The following is a 20,807-nucleotide window of genomic DNA, read 5'->3' as shown; positions in this document are numbered from 1 at the left end:
AATTATCTCCAGCAGTGGGTTGAGGAGCGGGCTTGAATGCCTGCTTGCACCACTAGAGGCGGGACGACGCAGTTCGTTACAGGGGCGGGAGAATTAACTTCGAATAATGCAAAAAAATGTGGGAGGGGTTGCCCCATCCCACATTGATAGCCCGGTTCATTTAGCAACCGGGTGTTAACCGCCCAGGTACGCCTCGCGCACTTTCGGATCGGTCAACAACTGCTCGCCCGAGCCCTCCATCACCACCCGGCCGTTTTCCAGCACATAGGCACGGTCGGCGATTTTCAGTGCCTGGTTGGCGTTCTGTTCCACCAGGAACACGGTCACACCGTCCTTGCGCAGTTGTTCGATGATGTCGAAGATCTGCTGGATGATAATCGGTGCCAGGCCCAGGGACGGTTCGTCCAACAGCAGCAACTTGGGCTTGCTCATCAGCGCCCGACCGATGGCGAGCATTTGTTGCTCGCCGCCGGACATGGTGCCACCGCGCTGGCTGAAGCGCTCCTTGAGCCGGGGGAACAGGTGCAGCACCTTGTCCATCTGCTCTTGGTAGTCGCCCTTGTCGGTGAAGAACCCGCCCATGGCCAGGTTTTCTTCCACGGTCAGGCGCGAAAACACCCGGCGGCCTTCCGGCACCACGGCAATGCTCTTGCGCATGATGTGTGATGACTGCTGGCCCACCAGTTCCTCACCCATATAGCGGATGCTGCCGCTGTAGGCCTGTGGTGAACCGCACAAAGTCATCAGCAGGGTGGATTTGCCGGCACCGTTGGCGCCGATCAGGGTGACGATTTCGCCCTGGCGTACCTCCACGTTGACGCTGTGCAGGGCCTGGATCTTGCCGTAGAAAGTGGAAACGTTTTCGAATTGCAGCATTTTACGCTTCCCCCAAATAGGCTTTGATCACTTCGGGATTGTCGCGGATCTGCTCCGGGGTCCCGTCAGCCAGCGGCGTACCCTGGTTGATCACCACGATATGGTCGGAGATGCTCATGACCAGTTTCATGTCGTGCTCGATCAGCAGCACCGTCACGTTGTTTTCCTCGCGCAGCACGCTGATCAGCGCCTTGAGGTCTTCGGTTTCCTTGGGGTTCAGGCCGGCGGCCGGTTCGTCGAGCATGAGAATCCGCGGGCGGGTCATCATGCAGCGGGCGATTTCCAGGCGACGTTGCTGACCGTAGGCCAGGGTGCCAGCGGGACGGTTGGCAAACTCGGTGAGGTTGACCTTGTCCAGCCAATACGCGGCGTATTCCATGGCCTCGCGTTCGCTTTTGCGGAACCCCGGGGTCTTGAACAGGCCGGCAAAGAAGTTGGTGTTCAGGTGACGGTGCTGGGCAATCAACAGGTTCTCTACGGCGGTCATGTCCTTGAACAGCCGCACGTTTTGGAACGTACGCACCACGCCTTTGCGGGCGATCTCGTGGCCGGCCAGGCCCTGGATCGGTTGGCCGTCCAGCAGGATGCTGCCGCCGCTCGGTTTGTAGAAACCGGTAAGGCAGTTGAACACCGTGGTCTTGCCGGCGCCGTTGGGGCCGATCAAGGCCACGACCTGTTTCTCTTTGACGGTTAGGGCTACGCCGTTGACCGCCAGCAAGCCGCCGAAGCGCATGCTCAAGTTTTCGACTTTCAGGATCTCGCGGCTCATTTGCGCAGCTCCATGTGTGGACGTTGCATGGGCAGCAGGCCTTGAGGTCGCCAGATCATCATCAGCACCATCAGGGCGCCGAACATCAACATGCGGTATTCGCTGAACTCACGCATCATTTCCGGCAGCAGGATCATCACGATCGCCGCCAGGATCACGCCCAACTGCGAGCCCATGCCACCCAGTACCACGATGGCGAGAATGATCGCCGACTCGATAAAGGTGAACGACTCCGGCGTCACCAAGCCTTGGCGCGCGGCGAAGAAGCTGCCGGCGAAACCGGCGAACGCAGCACCCAGGGTGAACGCGGAGAGCTTGATGATGGTCGGGTTCAGCCCGAGGGCACGGCAGGCGATTTCATCTTCGCGCAGCGCTTCCCAGGCACGACCGATCGGCATGCGCAACAGGCGGTTGATCACGAACAGCGCGGCCAGAGCCAGCAGCAGGGCGACCAGGTAGAGGAACACCACTTTGCTCACCGGGTTGTAGTCGATCCCGAAGTATTCGTGGAACGTCTGCAGGCCTTCGGCGGCGTTACGGTCGAACGTCAGCCCGAAGAACGTCGGCTTTGGGATGCTGCTGATGCCGTTGGGGCCGCCGGTGATGTCGGTGAGGTTACGCAGGAACAAGCGGATGATTTCACCGAAGCCCAGGGTCACGATGGCCAGGTAGTCACCGCGCAGGCGCAGCACCGGGAAGCCCAGCAGGAAGCCGAACGTCGCCGCCGCCATGCCCGCCAACGGCAGGCAGATCCAGAAGCTCCAGCCCAGATAGTGCGACAGCAGCGCATAGGTGTAAGCACCCACCGCGTAGAAGCCCACATAGCCCAGGTCGAGCAGACCAGCCAGGCCCACCACGATGTTCAGGCCCAGGCCCAGCAACACGTAGATCAGGATCAGGGTGGCGATGTCCACCGCGCCGCGCGAGCCGAAGAATGGCCAGATCAATGCGGCCACGATCAGGCCGACGATGATGTAGCGCTGGGTACGCGGCAAGGTCAGGAATTGACTGACCTTGGGCGATACCAGTGGGCCACGGTTGCCTTTGAACAAGGCGCCCACCTGCTGGGTGAACAGCACGCGCAGGAACATCAGCACCGAGCACAGGGCAATGATGGTCAGGGTCACGGGACCGGTGCCATGCACTTCCAGGTTGATGCCGACAATGCTCAGCTTGAGGCCGAGGACCGGGAACGCCACGGCCCATACCAACAGGGCGCTGAAAAACGCCGATTTAAGATATCTGCTCATACTTTCTCAACCTCCGGACGGCCCAGGATGCCGGTCGGACGGAACAACAACACCAGGACCAACAGGCCGAACGCCACGACGTCCTTGTACTGGTCGCCGAAGATATCGGCGCCAAACGCTTCGGCCACACCCAGCACCAACCCGCCGAGCATCGCGCCCGGAATACTGCCGATGCCGCCCAATACCGCCGCAGTGAAGGCCTTGAGGCCCACCAGGAATCCGGCGTTGGGGTTGATCACGCCGTACTGCATGCTCAGCAGCACCGCCGCGACGGCAGCCAGCGCGGCACCGATCACGAAGGTCAGGGCGATGATGTTGTTGGTATTGATGCCCAACAGGTTGGCCATCTTGATGTCTTCGGCGCAGGCCCGGCAGGCGCGCCCCAGACGGGAGCGAGAGATAAACACGGTCAGGCCCAGCATGGCCACCAGCGTGACCACGAAGACCAGAATCTGCATGTAGGAAATCAGGACTTCTTCCGCGCCGCCCGGGCCGAAGGAGATGCTCCCCGGGATCAGGTTGGGGATGGATTTATCCTTGGAGTCCTGGGACAGCAATACAGTGTTCTGCAGGAAAATCGACATGCCGATGGCGGAAATCAGCGGGATCAAACGGTTGCTGCCGCGCAAGGGGCGGTACGCGACGCGTTCGATACTGTAGCCATAGGCACTGGTTACGACGATCGATGCAATAAAGGCAGCGGTCATCAACAGCGGCAGGGAGTGGATACCCATCATGGCCAGCCCGGCAAGGGCGATGAAGGCCACGTAGGAACCAATCATGTACACCTCGCCATGGGCGAAGTTGATCATTCCAATGATGCCGTAAACCATTGTGTAGCCAATAGCTATCAAGGCATAGGTGCTGCCAATGGTCAGGCCATTAACCAGCTGTTGGAAAAAATGATAGATCTCAGGCATTACAGCGCTCCTAAAAACCCGATACGCATTTCACTGGTGGAGTCATGTTCCGGCCCCGTGCTGTGTTCTGTGAGCACATTTGCACGTTGCGTTTGCCAGCGAACCGCTGGTGACGGTTTTAAGATTTTCAGGTGAGCCAGCGCCCGGATCGCGGGTGACATGGCCCATAAACCTCGTAAAACAAAGCCCACTGCTTTCACAGTGGGCTTGTTGACCAGTAACGCCTGGCTTACTGAGGGGAAACTTCGGTTTTAGGTTTGCCGAAGTGCCACTGGTAGACCACGAACTTGAAGTCCTTCAGGTCGCCGTTTTTGTCGAAGCTCAGGTCGCCGGTAGGCGTCTTGAAAGTGCCCGCGTGGATGGCTGCAGCCACTTTGGCGGTGTCTTCGCTCTCGGCGGCTTTGATGCCACCCGCGATGACTTCGATGGCCGAGTAGGCTGGGAACACGAACGGACCGGTTGGATCCTGCTTGTTCTTGGTGAACTCTTCCACGATGGCTTTGTTGGCAGGGTCGGTGTCGAAGGACTTCGGCAGGGTCACCAGCAGGCCTTCGGAAGCGTCCTGGGCGATCTGCGAGATGGAGTCGTTGCCGACGCCTTCCGGACCCATGAACTTGGCGTTCAGGCCTTTTTCCTTGGACTGGCGCAGGATCAGGCCCAGCTCTGGGTGGTAGCCGCCGTAGTAGACGAAGTCGACGTTGGCTTGCTTGAGCTTCTGGATGATCGAGGAGAAGTCTTTATCGCCAGCGTTCAGGCCTTCGAAGACGGCTACTTTTACGCCTTTCTTCTCGAGGGTCTGCTTGACGGCGGTGGCGATGCCTTCACCGTATTGCTGTTTGTCGTGCAGTACCGCAACGACTTTCGGTTTCACGTGGTCGGCGATGTAGTTACCGGCCGCAGGGCCCTGGGCGCTGTCCAGACCGATGGTACGGAAGATCATCTTGTAGCCACGGGTGGTGATTTCCGGGCTGGTGGCTGCCGGGGTAATCATGATGACGCCTTCGTCTTCATAAATATCCGAGGCGGGTTGGGTGGAGCTGGAGCACAGGTGGCCGACTACGAATTTGACGCCGTCGTTGACCACTTTGTTGGCTACGGCCACGGCTTGCTTAGGATCGCAGGCGTCGTCGTATTCCTTGGCTTCGAGCATCTTGCCGTCGACACCGCCTTTGGCGTTGATATCGGCGATGGCCTGCTTGGCACCCATGAACTGCATGTCGCCGTACTGTGTCACAGGGCCGGTTTTAGGGCCGGCGATGCCGATCTTGATGGTGTCGGCTGCGAACGAATGGCCGGCAACCCCAGCCAGGACCATAGCGGCAAACAGTTTGGAAATCTGCTTAGTAGCCTTATTCATAGTGCTCCACTCTTACTGTTGTATTTTTTATAGTTCTGGCGGCCTTGTGAGCTGCTGAACCGGATCGGATATCTCGGATATCCCCCCGGCAACCGCCTGGCAACTGTACCGGTACAGTGTAGAGCGCCGGTTGATCGCTTGAAAAGCTGGCTGCCAGGGGCAAATCCGGGGGTGTCGCTTAAATGAAAGAAAAAGACAGAATTGCGGCGGGGGTGATACCTGTATCTCGCGCATTCCTTGGCTTTCCTGACACTTTTCAATCGTTGACGCATTTGCAACTGGGTTTTTCTGCCTGAAGCGTGACGTTATGATTGCGCCGATTTTTTCTTCAGGTGAACTCCCATGACGCAAGAACCTAGCACCCTCTATGCCAAGCTGCTCGGCGAAACCGCCGAAATCTCCTGGAAGGAGCTTGAACCGTTCTTTGCCAAGGGTGCCCTATTGTGGGTCGACCCCAGCCTGGATTTGATCGAAGCCGCAGAGGGAATGGCCGAGGACAATCGCGACAAAGTCGCTGCCTGGCTGGCCGCGGGCAGCCTCGGCGAAGTGTCTGCCCCGCGGGCATTGGACTTGGTGGAGCGTGATCCAAGCCTATGGGCGGTGGTGGTTTCGCCGTGGATTCTGATCCAGGAAAGGGCGTCGTAAGAAAATTCTGCACGAGAATGGTGCGTGATTTCTGCTCGAAGAAGTGTGTAGCGGAGTAACCGCTGGCGGCGTGATGGCATCTTGCCGTAGAGAAAGGTCACAGCCGAAGGTGACGTGCACGTCACGGGAACAGTTTCAGAGGGCGAGGAAGGCCTGGGCAATTGTTTCGAAGTATGCCAATGAAATGAAGGCCTTCATTCAAAGCGCCATCGCGGACCCGCCGCGATGGCATCGCCTCACGTCAGCCGGTCTTGCCCGTATGGTTGTTCAACGAGATCACCTTGGTCTTCCCGATACGATGACGGTAAATCTCACGCAGGTACTTGATCGCCTTTTTCACGCAATCCCGTGACAGGCGAATGTCATTGATCGACACGAACTTCTCTTTGTCGTTGATCAGCTCGCGGTACTTCTTCTCATACATCGGTTTGATCGCGTACCAGTTGGTATCGAGGATCTTCGCCGGGTTTTCAAACTCATTGAGCAACTCGTCGATACGGTCTTCGTCGAAGTCCTCGTGGATGATGAAGTCCAGGATCGAGTTGTCCAGAGTGTCGTCGAAGCGATACGGGTTGCGCGCAAAGCAGCGTTTGATAAACGCCACGATCAAGGTGAGGAAGTCGTCCGACAGGCACGGGCTCTTGGCGATCAAGGTGGTCAGCGACAGGTTGGCCGACGCGCCGATCACCAGGGCATAGCGCTTGAGCGTGGTGTTGGGGAACAGGCTGTTGAGGTGAGTCTTGAGCCGATTCAGGTCCATATAGGACAGCTTGTAGTCCTTGGGCAGCGAGACGATCGACACCACCGACGAGCAGTTCTTGAAGAAGTGCAGGTCGTGCAGCGCCGCCGCGTCATAGCCGGAGTTCTTGTATTGTTCCAGGGACGCCTTGTAACGCTTGGACTCGATCGGCAACAGGCTGATGCCTTCGATGGCCTGGGTGACTTTATTGAAGTGCGGCAAATCGATGGAGCGGAAGAAAAGGTCGTCGATGTTCAGGCGCTGAGGTTCTTTTTCGAAGACCTTGAACTTGTCATTCGACGGCGCCGGGGTTTCCGGGACCACGGATTCGGCGTAGGCAATCGCCACCGGGCCGGCCAGGCTCATAAACAGGTCGTTGGCATCCAGGCGAATGGTTTCGCCGATGTCGATACCGGCGCGGCGGAAATAGTTCTGGTCGTAGTCGGTGGTCACCGCCTGGGCCGTGAGGATGTTGAAGATCTGCTGGGAGATGTACTGGTTGGCGTGTTTCTCCATGGCATTGACATCAATGTTTTGGATATTGCCGTCGTCGCTCTCTTCGGCGTAACGCATGATGTCGTTGGAGATCAGCATCATGGCGTTCCACGGCCGGATACGGCCCTTTACGCTGGCTTCGCTGCTGTCTTCATTGGCGAAGTTGTACGAGAAGTCCCATTCTTCGGAAAGGTATTTGCACAGCAGGCGCCCGGCGTTGATGTGCAAGGCCTCGGACATTTCGCTGCGGTGGTCGGAAATATTCGGCAGTACGCAAATGCCGCTGGTGAAGATCGGCTCGAATACAAAGGCATGTCCGCTCTTGCTGTCGTGCTCGTCGGCGGGTTTGGTATCGAACGTTTTGTTCATGTACGAGTGTTGTTGGGCCAGGCCGAATTCGGACGCCATCCCCGAGCCGGTGCCGCCGCCGGCGCTGAAAATCGAAAAATACAGGCGCGACTGGTTGGCTTTGATGCCGCAGGAGTCGATGAGGTACGAGTGGATCATCTTCCAGTCGGGGCTGGAGAAACGCTGGGTATCTTTGTTGAGGATGATCTTGGCCAGGTACTGGCCGAGGATCGGGGCGTTACCGGCGCCGCCGGCATGCACTTCCGACAGGTCCATGATTTTCATTTTGCTGTAATCGCGCAGGAAGCCGCTCTTTTCGTTTTTGCGCGAGAAGCGGATACGCCCGGCGATGTCTTTATCCAGGTCGCCCAGCATCACCAGCGGCTCCACCAGGAACACCGGTTTGCTGGCCTTGCCGCTGCCCAGCCGCAAGTTGTTGCGAATCCATTGGGCCGGGCTGTAACCCTTATCGATCGACTTGTCTTCAGTGCTGAACTCGTTCAGGTAAAACTTGCGCGCGTTGTACACCAGTTCTGCCACGTCCAGAGCGATGTTGGAACCGCAACGGCCCAGGCCGATCAGGCACACCGAGGGGAATTCCTGGTCGCTGTGCTGTTCGCCATCGCCTTCGGCGTGGGGTGGGCGCGGGAACACCATGTCGCGCAGGCCGTCGAGGTTATCGAGAATGCGGTCGGTGTTGGTTTCGGTGAAGTACAAATACTGCTGAGTGGCCAGCGCGGAGGGGGTGCTCAATGACTTTGAACCTGAGGTTTTTTCCGCAGGAGCTGTGAGCAACACGTCGGATACCACGTTGGCAGAGTTATTTTTAGAAGTCATTGTGCGCCATGTGCCTGGGCGGATGGCTGAAGTGCATCAAAAGGCCATCACGGAATGGGAGTTCGCGACTTTACAGTGCGTCGTTGTCCTGCGCCGTTGAGCTTGAGGCTGAAGCACTCAAGAAAACGCTGATGCGGACTCTGATGAATCGGCCGTTCGTCGGCGATCTTTAGGGAAATGATGGCGAAATGCCAAAGATTGATGATCAACGGATGGGCCTTACGATCGAACCGGAGCCGCTGCGGCTGGCCGAAGGCTCCTTCAAAAGTGCCGACTCCTTGCTGGCGGCGGCGCGCATCCGGTGGAGAGGGTTGCGCCGCTCAATGCCCTGAACCACGCCAATGATGTCGCTGACGGCCACCGCCGGACTTAACAGGTAGCCTTGGATGAAATCGCAGCCCAGGCCGTGCAGCAGTTCGAATTGGCTCTGGGTTTCCACGCCTTCGGTCACTACTTGGAGGTGAAGGGTATGGCCCATGCCAATGATCGCCTGGACGATCTCCATATCGGCGGTGGACTTGGGAATATCTTGGATAAACGAGCAATCGATCTTCAATGTGTTGAGCGGCAAGCGTTTGAGATAGGCGAGGGACGAATAGCCGGTGCCGAAATCATCAATCGCCAGCGACACGCCCAGTGAGCGAATTTGCCGCAGCAGCGCCAGAGTGCTACTGATATTGCCCATCAGCGCGTTCTCGGTCACTTCCAGCTCCAGTCGATTGGCGGCCAGGCCGCTGAAGCGCAGAGCGTCTTCGATTTCATCCGCCAGCTCATCCCGCTCCAGGTTCAGGGCTGAGCAGTTCACCGAGAGGGTCAAGTCGGTGTAGCCCCGGTCCGTGAGCAGGCTCAGGTCATGGCAGGCTTGGCGCAGCACCCAGTGGTCCAAGTCGGCGATCAAGCCGTTGTTTTCGGCAATCTCGATAAACCGATCGGGGGCTAGCAGCCCGTGCTGTGGATGCTGCCAGCGTACCAGGGCTTCCAGGCGACTGACTTTGCCCAGTTTCATGTCGAAGATCGGTTGGTAGAACAGCACCAATTGGGTTCCGGTACGCAGGGCACTGCGCAGTTCTTCTTCCAATTGCAATTCGAGGGTGGCGCGGGTCTTCAAGTTGGAACTGAAGAAATTCAGGCTGTTGCGCCCCGCATCTTTGGACTGATAAAGCGCCAGGTCGGCGGTTTTGAGCAGCTCTTCGCATGTCTGACCGTCATCGGGAAACAGGCTGATGCCGATGCTGGTGGTCATCACCATCCGACGGCCCGCCAGTTCCACTGGTTCTTTCATTTTCTGCATGATGCGTTGGGCCAGATGCCGCGCTTCATCGCGGTGGTGAATGCTGATGAGGATGCAGAACTCGTCGCCGCCGAACCGGGCGACCACGTCGGCATGGCTGCGTACCGAGCCTTTGATATGGCTGGCCAGCACTGTCAGGAGCTGGTCGCCGGCGTCATGGCCGAGGCTATCGTTGATGCGCTTGAAATGATCGATATCGAGGAAGATCACCGCCATCATGCCGTGGTTCACGGTATTTTCTACGACTTTCTCCGCAAAGACCTGGTTGAACCCGCGACGATTGAGCAGGCTGGTCAGCGCATCGTAATGGGCCACCTGCTGCAAGGAGGCGCGAGCTTGGTCCAGTTCGCTGAGCAATGCGTTGACTCGGCGCAAATCGCGTTCCTTGTGCTGCAGCTTCTTGTCCGCCAGGGCCGCGCTGATGCTGCTGCTGATGACCAGCAGGGTGATGACAGCCACCGACAGACCCAATTGGATGGGATTGTTGTCCAGCCGTAGCGAAAGGTCTGCACCCGTTGGCACCACCAATTGCAGGGCTGCCATTCCGGTGAAATGCATGCTGATAATGCCCGCGCCCAGCACCAGGCTGGCGGCGTATTTGAGCAGTTGATGGAATATTCCGGCGCCGGTGCGCAGGTAACTCGACAGCAACAACGCCGCCAGGCTGGCGCCCATGGCAATGCCGATTGAGGCCAGCAGCAGCCATGAGTCGAAATACATTTGGGCCTGAGAGCGCATGGCCGACATGCCGACGTAATGCATCAGGGCGATGCCGATGCCTATCCACACAGCTGCGAGCAGGTATTGATGCAGTCGCACCTTCGTATGGCTGAGGGTTTTCATTGCGAACAGCGAAGCGACGAGGGCGATCAACAGGGACGTGAAGGTTGTGAGCAGTTCGTAGTGAAACGCGATGGGAGCCTGGAAGGCCAGCATGCTGATGAAGTGAGTCGACCAGATGCCGCCGGCCAGGCAACCCGCACCCAGCCAGCGCCAGTGGCGGCGGGCGGTGGGGTTTTCGACATGGCCGACCCGTTCAGCCATGTCCAGCGTGCCGAACCCCGCCGCGCAGGCGACCAAATAAGCCAGCAGCACCAGGAATGGGTTATGACTGCAGTTGAGTAATAAGTGCCCGTTCGCTGGAAGGTCGGTAAAAAAGTGCAGACCTAGCCATTCCATAGCATGTCCTGTCATAGGGTCACGTCACTGCCTACGGCGATGACCTATGAGGTCGAGTATAGAAGCCTCGCGGGATTTTCCATGGCTAATGGCACTTTGCTCTGGACCATTTCGGCATGCCGTTCATAGCGTTTGATGCTAAGCGCTGATGGGAAGCTCCACTTCGAACGGTGCTGGCAACGGCGCCAGGCCGAACGCAGCGCGCGCAGCATCGCAGTCGACGTTCTGCACGCCCTGGCTCCAAGACGATTCAAACTCGCGGCAGACGCTGGAGCGTTGTTCGTAGATCGTGCAACGGGTGCCTTCGCCCACCTGGCCCTCTAGGCTGCAGCAACGCGCGGGCTTTTGGTCGGTGCCGATCATCGCCACGCGGGTGGGGTTGATCTGTACCACCAGATCATCGGGCACCGTGCCCCCCGACGAGGCGCACTCGCCCCAGAAGAATGACACGCGAAAATAGGAACAGCAGGCACCGCAACTCAGACACGGACTGGCTTCGGACATGGGCGTCATCGATACGAAAAGTGGGATAGGGGCACTACAGGAAGGCTCGCCATTCTATCCACGCCATCGCCATTGGGAAGAGGGGGGCGCACATATATTTTGCGTACGCAAAGTCCCGCAGCGCCGGGTGAAATTACGTCCTATCAGCTTTACGAATCATTACAGACAACCACCGCCAGCGTGACTATGTTGCAGGAACCTGAGCAGGATGCAGCGGGCATCGCAGCTCTCATAACAATAAAAGAGACGGACCCATGCAGAACTCGACCCAAGCGGCGAATGCCTGGCGCATTCTGTTCCTGCTGTTCCTCGCCAACCTGTTCAATTTCTTTGATCGCACTATCCCGGCGATCATCATCGAACCCATTCGCATGGAATGGCACCTGAGCGACTTCCAGCTCGGCATCATCGGCACCGCCTTCACCATCGTCTATGCCATCGCCGGCCTGCCCCTGGGGCGTCTGGCCGATACCGGTTCGCGCAGCAAATTGATGGGCTGGGGCCTGTTTGCCTGGAGCGGGCTGACGGCGGTCAACGGCTTGGTAGGCAGTTTCTGGAGTTTTCTGCTGGTGCGCATGGGCATCGGCATCGGCGAAGCCAGCTACGCACCGGCCGCTAACTCGCTGATTGGCGACCTGTTCCCAGCGCACCGCCGCGCCCGCGCCATGGGGATATTCATGCTCGGTCTACCGTTGGGCCTGCTATTGGCGTTCTTTACCATCGGGGCGATGGTCAAGGCGTTCGACAGCTGGCGCGCGCCGTTCTTTATTGCCGCAGTGCCGGGGCTGATCCTGGCGGTGTTCATGTTCTATATCAAAGAGCCCAAGCGTGGCGCGGCCGAGACTGTGCAGGTGTCGCAGACGCGTGTCGACCGCCCGATCCGCCGTGTGCTGGCGGTGCCGACATTCCTGTGGCTGGTACTGGCCGGGCTGTGCTTCAACTTCGCGACTTACGCGTGCAATTCCTTTCTGGTGCCGATGTTGCAGCGCTATTTTCTGCTGCCGTTGCAAGACGCGGCGGTGGCCACTGGGGTTATCGTCGGTGTGACCGGCCTGGTCGGCCTGACCTTGGGCGGCTGGATCGCCGATAAGATTCACCAGCGGATTGCCAATGGTCGGCTGTTGTTCGCCGCCTGCAGCTTGATTATTTCCACCGTCACTACCGCCTGGGCCCTGCATGCCGGGCGCATTGAAATCGGCGTGTTTATCGCGCTGTTCAGCGTTGGCTGGTTGTTTGCGTACAACTTCTACACCTGTGTCTACACCGCGATTCAAGACGTGGTGGAACCGCGCCTGCGGGCTACGGCGATGGCGCTGTTTTTTGCTGGGTTGTACCTGCTGGGCGGCGGCATGGGGCCGATTGTAGTTGGCGGTTTGTCCGACTACTTTGCCCATTCGGCGATGTATGCGGACGGGGCGCAACAGATGACGGAAGCCTACAAGGCCGTGGGGTTGCACGACGCCATGTACCTGATTCCGGTGGCGCTGTTGTTGACGATGCTGTTTCTGTTCCAGGCCTCGCGCAGTTTTGTGCGGGATGCCAAGCGGATGAAGGAGGGGTTAAGTGCGGTTGAAGTGCCGGCTGTTGCCGCGACCGCTTGAGACTGAGGTGATGCCATCGGGGGCAAGCCCCCTCCCACAGTTGACCGAGTTGTCATGTCGATCACAGATCAATGTGGGAGGGGGCTTGCCCCCGATAAGGTCAGCAGGGCAGGAGAGTCATCAACCCGCCACCAGCACCCGAATCGCTTCCAGACGCAGCGCAGCTTTGTCGAGCATGGCCAGGCCTTGCTCGCGCTGCTGGCGCAGGGCAACCAGTTCGCTGTCGCGTACGGTCGGGTTGACCGCTTGCAAGGCGGTCAGGCGCGCCAGTTCTTCATCGGTATCCGCCGCCAGGCGACGTTTGGCTTCGGCCACGCGTTCGGCATGGCGCGGGGTGATCTTCTCTTCACCGGCGTTGATGCGCGGGGTGAGTTGATCGCGCTGGGCCTGTACGAACTTGTTGGCGCTGGCCCGTGGCACGCTTTCCAATTGATCGTTGAGGGTTTCGAACGACACTCGACCGGCCAGGTCGTTGCCATTGGTGTCCAGCAGGCAGCGCAGGGCCGCCGGTGGCAGGTAGCGACCCAGTTGCAGCGAACGCGGCGCCACCACCTCACTGACATACAGCAGTTCAAGCAGTACGGTGCCGGGTTTGAGCGCCTTGTTCTTGATCAGCGCCACGGCGGTGTTGCCCATGGAACCGGACAGCACCAGGTCCATGCCGCCCTGCACCATCGGGTGTTCCCAGGTGATGAACTGCATGTCTTCGCGCGACAGCGCCTGGTCGCGATCGTAGGTGATGGTCACGCCTTCGTCGTCGCCCAAGGGGAAACTGGCGTCGAGCATCTTTTCGCTGGGCTTGAGGATCAGTGCATTTTCCGAATGATCTTCGCTGTCGATACCGAACGCATCGAACAGGGTTTCCATATAGATCGGCAGTGCGAACTGATCGTCCTGCTCCAGGATGGCTTCCACCAGCGCATCGCCTTCACCTGCACCGCCGGAGTTGAGTTCCAGCAGGCGGTCGCGACCGGTGTGCAGTTCCTCTTCCAGACGCTCGCGCTCGGCACGGGCCTCGTCGATCAGCGCTTGCCACTCGCCATCGTCGGCGTTTTCCAGCAGCGGCAGCAGACGCGGGCCGAACTGATGCTGCAAGGCGTTGCCGGTCGGGCAGGTGTTGAGGAAGGCGTTCAGCGCTTCGTGGTACCACTGGAACAGCCGCTCCTGCGGGCTGGTTTCCAGGTACGGCACATGCAGTTCGATCACATGTTTCTGGCCGATCCGGTCCAGACGGCCGATCCGCTGCTCCAGCAGGTCCGGGTGGGACGGCAGATCGAACAGCACCAGGTGGTGGGCGAACTGGAAGTTGCGGCCTTCACTGCCGATTTCCGAACAAATCAACACCTGGGCGCCGAATTCCTCATCGGCGAAGTAGGCGGCGGCGCGGTCACGCTCAAGAATGTTCATGCCTTCATGGAACACCGTGGCCGGAATGCCGGAACGCACGCGCAGGGCGTCCTCCAGGTCCATGGCGGTTTCAGCGTGGGCGCAGATCACCAGGACCTTGGTGCGCTTGAGCATTTTCAGCTGGTCGATCAGCCACTCGACCCGTGGGTCGAAACGCCACCAGCGGTTTTCTTCGTCGATATCCGGCTGCGACTGGAAGCTGACTTCCGGGTACAACTCGGCGTGCTCGCCCAGGGGCAATTCGAGGTATTCGTCCGGGTTCGGCAGCGGGTAGGCGTGCAACTTGCGCTCCGGGAACCCCTGCACCGCGGCGCGGGTGTTGCGGAACAGCACGCGGCCGGTGCCGTGGCGGTCCAGCAGCTCACGCACCAGACGGGCGCTGGCATCGGTGTCGCCATCGTTGACGGCGGTGAGCAGCGCTTCGCCTTCGTTGCCGAGGAAGCCGTGGATGGTCTGGTGTGCGGCCGGCGACAGACGACCCTTGTCCAGCAGTTCCTGCACGGCTTCGGCCACCGGGCGATAGTTTTCGCTCTCGGCACGGAAGGCTTGCAGGTCATGGAAGCGGTTCGGGTCAAGCAGGCGCAGGCGCGCGAAGTGGCTGTCCTGGCCCAGTTGCTCCGGGGTTGCGGTCAGCAGCAGCACGCCGGGAATGACCTCGGCCAGTTGCTCGACCAGCGCGTATTCCGGGCTGACCTTGTCTTCATGCCACACCAGGTGATGGGCTTCGTCGACCACCAGCAGGTCCCAGCCGGCGGCGAACAGCGCGTCCTGGGCTTTCTCGTCGTCCACCAGCCATTCCAGGGCCACCAGTGCGAGCTGGGTGTCTTCGAAGGGGTTGGTGGCATCGCTTTCGATAAAGCGTTCTTCGTCGAACAGCGCAACCTGCAGGTTGAAGCGGCGGCGCATTTCCACCAGCCATTGGTGCTGCAGGTTTTCCGGAACCAGGATCAGCACGCGATTGGCGCGGCCCGACAGCAGTTGGCGATGGATCACCAGGCCGGCTTCGATGGTTTTGCCCAAGCCCACTTCGTCGGCCAGCAATACCCGCGGCGCGATACGGTCAGCGACTTCACGGGCGATATGCAGTTGGTGCGCGATAGGTTGCGCACGTACGCCGCCCAGGCCCCATAGCGAAGATTGCAGTTGGCGGCTGGTGTGTTCCAGGGTGTGGTAGCGCAGCGAGAACCAGGCCAGCGGGTCGATCTGCCCGGCGAACAACCGGTCGCTGGCCAGGCGGAACTGAATGAAATTGGAGAGTTGGGTTTCCGGCAGGGTGACCTGCTCGTTCTGCCCATTGAGGCCGTGATACACCAGCAGACCGTCGACGTCGTCGACTTCCTGCACGGTCATTTTCCAGCCTTCGAAATGGGTGATGGAGTCGCCCGGCGAGAACCGCACACGGGTCAGAGGCGCATTCCGTAGCGCATACTGGCGGGTGTCGCCAGTGGCCGGATAGAGCACGGTCAACAAGCGGCCGTCCTGTGCCAGAACGGTGCCTAACCCCAGCTCTGCTTCGCTGTCACTAATCCAGCGTTGCCCCGGTTGATACTGCTGCGCCATGCTGCCTGACTCCCGCCGTGAAAAAGCCGACTATCTTAACGGAACAAGGTCCACCGCCCAAGGACTCTGACAAAAACTACGCCGTTTGCATGCCGCCTTGGGCGCTGAATCGACGGGTGGCGGGCACTTGCGAGTGTCGACTGGGTCACAGCTTCAAACCGTGGCGCTCAAGTCGCTCCGCACTACGCCGACAGCCTGAGATCAGGAGATGAAAACTTATGCTGCCACCCATGTTGCCCGTCAGCGTTGTGCCGGTCACGTCACAACTCGATCCGGTGCGCCAGAAGCCGGATATCCCGCCCGTGGTGCCCGTGCAACAAGGCTCCAACGAAAGCACGATCGATCTGAAAAAGGGCGATGCGGAACAATCCACTTTTCTGCTGCGCGAGGAACAACGTCGTCAGCAGGAGCAGCAGAAGCGTCGGCGCGAGGCGGATGAAGATCCCGAGCAGCACCTGGCCATCCCCGGCGATCTGCTCAACGCCGATAACACTGTGCCGGTAGTGCCGCTGATTGAGGACGCGCCGCGCCAGGGCCTGTGGGTGGACGTCGAAGTCTAGCGACGCAACGCCCGCAGGGCGTTTAGCAGGGCATCGATATCGTCATCGTCTTAGAGCGGGCAGACGCAGATGCGCGCAATGCTGGACAGGCCCCGTGCCTGCATGTCCCACGGCTGTAGGCCACGCCGTTGGCGCCGATGTTGATGCCCTGTAAGCCCAACCGCCGTTTGAGTTCGAACCCATCCCAGTCGACGAGCGTGAAGGCGATCAAGCCCGATTGATGCTCGCCCAAGTCAACTTCCGTGCCACGGCTTCGAACGCACGCAGGGCCAGCAACGGCGGAGGGTCTTTGTGCAGTGCCACCTGAATGCACCTCGAACGGTTGGGCAGATGCGCCGATCTTGGTCGATGGCCTGCCTTTTGTCGTTCGCTGATTTGCCGTGGGGCGGGGTTGGCCGCATTATTGGGGCATTCCCGCCACCACAAAAGCCAAGCCATGAGTGATGAACCCAAGCTGATCGACCTGAATGCCGAACGCGCCAAGCGGGTGCATGACCTTAACGAGAAACGTCTGAATGAAGTTCGCCAGGCATTCGAACAGGCCATGCCCCTTGGAAAAGCCAAGAAGAAACCAAAAAACAAACCTAAAAAGCGTTGAAATGGCCTGCATCTATTGATGCAGGTCAGTTATTTCCCTCCTTTACGCCCCGTTGCGGGCGACATTGATCCCCGTCAATTTTCCAATGTGCCTTCTCCATTAACTTAGCCCCATCGCAACAGGGCAAGCACAGGAGGCCGGTCATGTTTATCGATAATGTGGTGTTTGCCGGAGTGCTGACGGTCAGCCTCATGGTGTTGTTCTTTGTAGGGTTTGGAATTTTTATCTGGAAAGACGCGCATAAGCGTAAAAAACCTTAGGTCTTTCCGGGTTACATGAGCACGCAAGGCATTTTGGGCGACTTCGGTCGCCCTTTTTTTTTGCCTGTTATTTATGCCTGGCATTAATGCGCAGCCATAAAAAAAGGTGCGGTCCTCCTGCGAGGCCGCACCTTCTTTATTCAGCGCAGGGCGATCAGCTACCCAGCGCCTTGGACGCCAGCCAGAACAACCCGGCCGACAACGCCACCGTCGCCGGCAAGGTCAGCACCCAGGCCATCAGGATGGTCTTGACCGTGCCGCCTTGCAGGCCGCTTTTGTTGGCAACCATGGTGCCGGCAACGCCGGACGACAGCACATGGGTAGTCGACACCGGCAGGCTAAAGATGTTGGCCAGGCCAATCATGCTCGCCGTGGTGATCTGCGCCGACATGCCTTGGGCGTAGGTCATGCCTTGCTTGCCGATCTTCTCGCCGATGGTCAGCACTACGCGCTTCCAACCAACCATGGTGCCCAGGCCCAGGGCCAGTGCAACGGCCAGGATCACCCAGAACGGTGCGTACTCGGTGGTGGCGGTCAGGTCTTTGCGCAGCTTGTCGAGGTCGGATTTCTCACGGGCATCCAGGCCTGGCAGCTTGCCGACTTTCTTCGCGGTGTCGTCCAGGCAAAGCAGGTAGCGACGCACTTCGATACGTTGATCGGCGCTCAGCGAATGGTAGTCGGACACACCTTTCAAGGTGTTGACCAGCGCGTTGATGGTCGGCTCGGTCTGTTGCGGGTTGCACTGGAACTTGCCCGGCAGGTCGTCCTTCATGCTTTTGCCCAGGGCCAGGAACTCGCCGAGGGTTTCGTTATTGCGCTGATAGAACTGACTCAAATGCACGGTGGCGTCGCGGGTGCGTTCGATCTGGTAAGTGGTGCTGCCCAGGTCGAGTACGAACTGCGCCGGCACGATACCGATCAGCACCAGCATGATCAGGCCGATACCCTTCTGACCGTCGTTGGAACCGTGCACGAAGCTTACGGCCATGGCCGAGATCACCAGTACCAGACGGTTCCAGAACGGCGGGTGCTTCTTGTCGTCGAGCTTGCGGCGCTGGTCCGGCGTCTTGTGCATCTTCGACAGCGGGCGCCACCACTTCAGGCCGATCAGCACCAGGGCCGCGACCAGGAACCCGGCCATCGGCGAGAACACCAGGGAGGCACCGATATCGATCGCTTTCTGCCAGTTCACACCGTCAGCCAGGGGGATATCGTTGATCAGTGCGTTGGCCAGGCCGACACCGAGGATCGAGCCGATCAAGGTGTGGGAACTGGAAGCAGGGATGCCGAAATACCAGGTGCCGAGGTTCCAGGTGATCGCCGCCGCCAATAATGAGAAGACCATGGCCAGACCATGGCCGGTATTCACATTGATCAGCAGCTCCACCGGCAGCAGATGCACGATGGCGTAAGCGACACCCACACCGCCGAGCAACACGCCGAGGAAGTTGAACACCCCAGAGAAGAACACGGCCAGGTGTGGCGGCATGGCTTTGGTATAGATGACTGTGGCCACCGCGTTAGCGGTGTCATGAAAGCCATTGATGAACTCGAAGGCGAGGACAAAGGCCAGGGCGAGCAACAGGCTCACTAGAACCCACGCATCCAGTCCGCTGAATAAATCGATCATGAAGGTTTTCTGACCCGGTCGTAAGGGGGCGCGATTATGCCAGAAAACCTCGGTAATCGATGCACTAGCTGCTCATCGGTAACATTCATCAATGAAAAAATACCCAGGGACGGCGTGTATCCCAGGGATTCCGGGGCTTTGGCAAGTGTTTGATTTATAAAGCAGAGGGCGTGCGAGGAGGGGGAATGTCACCAAAATGTCATGTCGGAAACATTTGTATGAAATTTTACTGTGAGTGGTGAGATGCCAAGAAGCCGGCTGCTAGCCATACGCCAGCAGCCAATGCCACACCCAGGCTGTAACCGAATCGCTTATGGCTCTTCGGCCTTGAGTTCCTGTTCTATCTTTTGGATTTCCTGGGCAAACGCCTGATCCAGCAGGCTGGCGCGCTTGCGCCACGGTTTGCGCTCAGGTTCAGGCTGGGCGGCGTAGGTGGTGACTTCCCCGCCGTAAACGTCCTTGTAACGTTGTTCCTGGCGCTCAAGTTCCGCGCGCAGTTCATCTTTCGTCACATTGTTACCTAAATGAGTTGAGTGTATTTAAGTTCAAGCGTCATGCCTGATGGCCGTCCCGGATTGTTCAAAGTTGAACCGTTGTCGTGTTCAAGTTTGAAAATACAGAAGACAGACGCGGCGGTCATTCAGGCAAGTAGTTGCGCTCGGTCATGCACTGCCTGTGCACGGTTTCGGGCCCGGTTGCGCTAGCAACGTCGAATGGGCCTGAGCACAGGGTGCATTATAGCGGCGCATCTGAATAACACTATCGGTATGAAGTTAAAAAGCTTCAACGGTGTGTGAGTGTTTTGTTACACCCACGTGTGAGTATTAATAAATGTCTGGCGTCAGAAAGTCCGCATTTGCTTTAACGGCCAAGATCATTTGTATAAGTCTGCAGAACCATCAGGTTGAGCGCGGAACCCCCGGGGGAGGTGCGGCGAATTGCGATAATCGAATACTCGTTCGATAATCGCACGATGTCGTCGGCCCTACCTTGTATCACGCGGCCGGCGCGGCTTGTAATACCCGGCAAACCTCCCCGTGCGGCTGACAATAAGAGAAGGCATCGAGATGAACGATCAATTGCGCAATTCTTTCGCGTCCGTAGCCCCTCCGATCGTTGCCTCGCCGGCAAAACGCATCCAGGCGTTTACCGGTGATCCCGACTTCATGACCTCCCTGGCCCGCGGCCTCGCCGTGGTGCAAGCCTTCCAGGAGCGCAAACGCCACCTGACCATCGCCCAGATCAGCCATCGCACCGAAATCCCGCGTGCCGCCGTGCGCCGTTGCCTGCACACCCTGATCAAACTCGGCTACGCCACCACCGACGGGCGTACCTATTCGCTGCTGCCCAAGGTCCTGACCCTGGGCCACGCGTACCTGTCGTCCACGCCGCTGGCGGTATCGGCACAGCCCTATCTGGATCGCATGAGCGAGCAACTCCATGAAGCCTGCAACATGGCAACCCTCGAAGGCGACGACATCCTCTATATCGCCCGTTCGGCCACCACTCAGCGCCTGATCTCTGTGGACCTCTCCGTCGGCGGGCGTTTGCCGGCGTATTGCACCTCCATGGGTCGCATCCTGCTGGCAGCGCTGGACGACGCATCGCTACAGGACTACCTCGACCACGCCGACCTGCAAACCAAAACCAGCCGTACCCTTACCACGCCTCAAGCCTTGTTCGAATGCCTTCAACAGGTGCGTCAGCAGGGCTGGTGCATCGTCGATCAGGAACTCGAACAAGGCCTGCGCTCCATCGCCGTGCCGGTGTATGACGCCTCCGGCCAAGTGCTCGCGGCGCTGAATGTGAGCACCCACGCCGGGCGGGTCAGTCGCAGCGAGCTGGAGCAGCGTTTCTTGCCCAATATGCTCAGCGCCAGCCGCGAGCTGAGTGCGCAGCTGTTTGCCTAAGTGTTCGGTGACCGCACAGATCCCGGTCTGATCAATTGACGGTGTTTCCCCCGGCTTATTAATGTGCGGCA

The 20,807-nt window shown here is 59.0% G+C and carries 17 protein-coding genes and 1 pseudogene; 6 read left to right on the top strand and 12 right to left on the bottom strand.

What is annotated here, in order from left to right:
* Positions 1-174 precede the first annotated feature (174 nt).
* From YA0848_RS04760 to YA0848_RS04740, 5 genes are all read right to left on the bottom strand, one after another.
* On the bottom strand, positions 175-876 hold the full coding sequence (locus YA0848_RS04760) for an ABC transporter ATP-binding protein (RefSeq protein WP_034096296.1): 702 nt from the start codon (positions 874-876) through the stop codon (positions 175-177).
* Position 877: 1 nt separating this feature from the next.
* Complete coding sequence (gene livG / locus YA0848_RS04755; RefSeq protein ID WP_034096297.1) at positions 878-1,645, bottom strand: high-affinity branched-chain amino acid ABC transporter ATP-binding protein LivG; 768 nt, start codon at positions 1,643-1,645, stop codon at positions 878-880.
* Positions 1,642-2,895, bottom strand: a complete 1,254-nt coding sequence (locus YA0848_RS04750) for a high-affinity branched-chain amino acid ABC transporter permease LivM (RefSeq protein WP_034096298.1) — start codon at positions 2,893-2,895, stop codon at positions 1,642-1,644. Before YA0848_RS04750 ends, livG begins: the two co-directional genes overlap by 4 nt.
* Positions 2,892-3,815 (bottom strand): high-affinity branched-chain amino acid ABC transporter permease LivH, encoded by a 924-nt coding sequence (gene livH / locus YA0848_RS04745; RefSeq protein WP_034096299.1) that lies wholly within the window; start codon positions 3,813-3,815, stop codon positions 2,892-2,894. The genes YA0848_RS04750 and livH overlap by 4 nt, the downstream gene beginning before the upstream one ends.
* A 229-nt stretch (positions 3,816-4,044) precedes the next feature.
* On the bottom strand, positions 4,045-5,172 hold the full coding sequence (locus YA0848_RS04740; RefSeq protein WP_034096300.1) for a branched-chain amino acid ABC transporter substrate-binding protein: 1,128 nt from the start codon (positions 5,170-5,172) through the stop codon (positions 4,045-4,047).
* Positions 5,173-5,514: 342 nt separating this feature from the next.
* Here YA0848_RS04740 and YA0848_RS04735 point away from each other — a divergent pair, with 342 nt between their 5' ends.
* Positions 5,515-5,817: a DUF2288 domain-containing protein gene (locus YA0848_RS04735; RefSeq protein ID WP_034096301.1), complete on the top strand. Its 303-nt coding sequence runs from the start codon at positions 5,515-5,517 to the stop codon at positions 5,815-5,817.
* Positions 5,818-6,058: 241 nt separating this feature from the next.
* Here YA0848_RS04735 and YA0848_RS04730 read toward each other — a convergent pair whose 3' ends face one another.
* From YA0848_RS04730 to YA0848_RS04720, 3 genes are all read right to left on the bottom strand, one after another.
* Complete coding sequence (locus YA0848_RS04730; RefSeq protein WP_034096302.1) at positions 6,059-8,236, bottom strand: hypothetical protein; 2,178 nt, start codon at positions 8,234-8,236, stop codon at positions 6,059-6,061.
* Positions 8,237-8,441: 205 nt separating this feature from the next.
* Positions 8,442-10,706, bottom strand: coding sequence for a putative bifunctional diguanylate cyclase/phosphodiesterase (locus YA0848_RS04725; RefSeq protein ID WP_040267526.1), 2,265 nt, complete (start codon positions 10,704-10,706; stop codon positions 8,442-8,444).
* A gap of 138 nt (positions 10,707-10,844) precedes the next feature.
* A complete protein-coding gene (locus tag YA0848_RS04720; protein ID WP_034096304.1) occupies positions 10,845-11,210 on the bottom strand; it encodes a YkgJ family cysteine cluster protein in 366 nt (121 codons plus the stop codon).
* A gap of 254 nt (positions 11,211-11,464) precedes the next feature.
* Between YA0848_RS04720 and YA0848_RS04715 the strand changes: the two genes are divergently transcribed.
* A complete protein-coding gene (locus tag YA0848_RS04715) occupies positions 11,465-12,811 on the top strand; it encodes a spinster family MFS transporter (protein WP_034096305.1) in 1,347 nt (448 codons plus the stop codon).
* 120 nt (positions 12,812-12,931) lie between these two features.
* Here the strand turns inward: YA0848_RS04715 and rapA are convergent, their stop codons facing one another.
* Positions 12,932-15,778, bottom strand: coding sequence for an RNA polymerase-associated protein RapA (rapA, locus tag YA0848_RS04710; protein WP_034096306.1), 2,847 nt, complete (start codon positions 15,776-15,778; stop codon positions 12,932-12,934).
* Positions 15,779-15,996: 218 nt separating this feature from the next.
* Between rapA and YA0848_RS04705 the strand changes: the two genes are divergently transcribed.
* A complete protein-coding gene (locus YA0848_RS04705) occupies positions 15,997-16,338 on the top strand; it encodes a hypothetical protein (RefSeq protein WP_034096307.1) in 342 nt (113 codons plus the stop codon).
* A 50-nt stretch (positions 16,339-16,388) separates the two neighbouring features.
* Here the strand turns inward: YA0848_RS04705 and YA0848_RS35895 are convergent.
* Positions 16,389-16,573 (bottom strand): annotated as a pseudogene (locus YA0848_RS35895) (aminotransferase class V-fold PLP-dependent enzyme); the annotation flags it as partial.
* 201 nt (positions 16,574-16,774) lie between these two features.
* Between YA0848_RS35895 and YA0848_RS04700 the strand changes: the two are divergent.
* Positions 16,775-16,936: a hypothetical protein gene (locus YA0848_RS04700; protein ID WP_094064713.1), complete on the top strand. Its 162-nt coding sequence runs from the start codon at positions 16,775-16,777 to the stop codon at positions 16,934-16,936.
* Positions 16,937-17,079: 143 nt separating this feature from the next.
* Entirely contained in the window at positions 17,080-17,196 is a 117-nt protein-coding gene (gene ccoM, locus YA0848_RS36510) for a cytochrome c oxidase subunit CcoM (RefSeq protein WP_034096309.1), read from the top strand.
* 154 nt (positions 17,197-17,350) lie between these two features.
* Here ccoM and YA0848_RS04695 read toward each other — a convergent pair whose 3' ends face one another.
* A complete protein-coding gene (locus YA0848_RS04695; RefSeq protein WP_034096310.1) occupies positions 17,351-18,826 on the bottom strand; it encodes an inorganic phosphate transporter in 1,476 nt (491 codons plus the stop codon).
* Positions 18,827-19,137: 311 nt separating this feature from the next.
* The gene (locus tag YA0848_RS04690) at positions 19,138-19,338 is read right to left on the bottom strand and encodes a hypothetical protein (protein ID WP_003172389.1); all 201 of its coding nucleotides are present in this window, start codon (positions 19,336-19,338) and stop codon (positions 19,138-19,140) included.
* A gap of 555 nt (positions 19,339-19,893) precedes the next feature.
* Between YA0848_RS04690 and pcaR the strand changes: the two genes are divergently transcribed.
* Complete coding sequence (gene pcaR, locus YA0848_RS04685) at positions 19,894-20,736, top strand: pca regulon transcriptional regulator PcaR (RefSeq protein WP_034112318.1); 843 nt, start codon at positions 19,894-19,896, stop codon at positions 20,734-20,736.
* Positions 20,737-20,807: the final 71 nt, after the last annotated feature.

Origin of the sequence: Pseudomonas sp. S4_EA_1b, from assembly GCF_016307435.1 — a bacterium.
Classification (GTDB): Bacteria; Pseudomonadota; Gammaproteobacteria; order Pseudomonadales; family Pseudomonadaceae; genus Aquipseudomonas; species Aquipseudomonas rhodesiae.
Note: the sequence above shows the minus strand (reverse complement) of the source record. Positions and strands in the feature narration are given on the sequence as shown.

Coding starts and splice junctions, on each gene's coding strand:
- YA0848_RS04760 (WP_034096296.1), bottom strand. CDS start 876: ATGCTGCAATTCGAAAACGTTTCCACTTTCTACGGCAAGATCCAGGCC.
- livG (WP_034096297.1), bottom strand. CDS start 1,645: ATGAGCCGCGAGATCCTGAAAGTCGAAAACTTGAGCATGCGCTTCGGC.
- YA0848_RS04750 (WP_034096298.1), bottom strand. CDS start 2,895: ATGAGCAGATATCTTAAATCGGCGTTTTTCAGCGCCCTGTTGGTATGG.
- livH (WP_034096299.1), bottom strand. CDS start 3,815: ATGCCTGAGATCTATCATTTTTTCCAACAGCTGGTTAATGGCCTGACC.
- YA0848_RS04740 (WP_034096300.1), bottom strand. CDS start 5,172: ATGAATAAGGCTACTAAGCAGATTTCCAAACTGTTTGCCGCTATGGTC.
- YA0848_RS04735 (WP_034096301.1), top strand. CDS start 5,515: ATGACGCAAGAACCTAGCACCCTCTATGCCAAGCTGCTCGGCGAAACC.
- YA0848_RS04730 (WP_034096302.1), bottom strand. CDS start 8,236: ATGACTTCTAAAAATAACTCTGCCAACGTGGTATCCGACGTGTTGCTC.
- YA0848_RS04725 (WP_040267526.1), bottom strand. CDS start 10,706: ATGGAATGGCTAGGTCTGCACTTTTTTACCGACCTTCCAGCGAACGGG.
- YA0848_RS04720 (WP_034096304.1), bottom strand. CDS start 11,210: ATGTCCGAAGCCAGTCCGTGTCTGAGTTGCGGTGCCTGCTGTTCCTAT.
- YA0848_RS04715 (WP_034096305.1), top strand. CDS start 11,465: ATGCAGAACTCGACCCAAGCGGCGAATGCCTGGCGCATTCTGTTCCTG.
- rapA (WP_034096306.1), bottom strand. CDS start 15,778: ATGGCGCAGCAGTATCAACCGGGGCAACGCTGGATTAGTGACAGCGAA.
- YA0848_RS04705 (WP_034096307.1), top strand. CDS start 15,997: ATGCTGCCACCCATGTTGCCCGTCAGCGTTGTGCCGGTCACGTCACAA.
- YA0848_RS04700 (WP_094064713.1), top strand. CDS start 16,775: ATGAGTGATGAACCCAAGCTGATCGACCTGAATGCCGAACGCGCCAAG.
- ccoM (WP_034096309.1), top strand. CDS start 17,080: ATGTTTATCGATAATGTGGTGTTTGCCGGAGTGCTGACGGTCAGCCTC.
- YA0848_RS04695 (WP_034096310.1), bottom strand. CDS start 18,826: ATGATCGATTTATTCAGCGGACTGGATGCGTGGGTTCTAGTGAGCCTG.
- pcaR (WP_034112318.1), top strand. CDS start 19,894: ATGAACGATCAATTGCGCAATTCTTTCGCGTCCGTAGCCCCTCCGATC.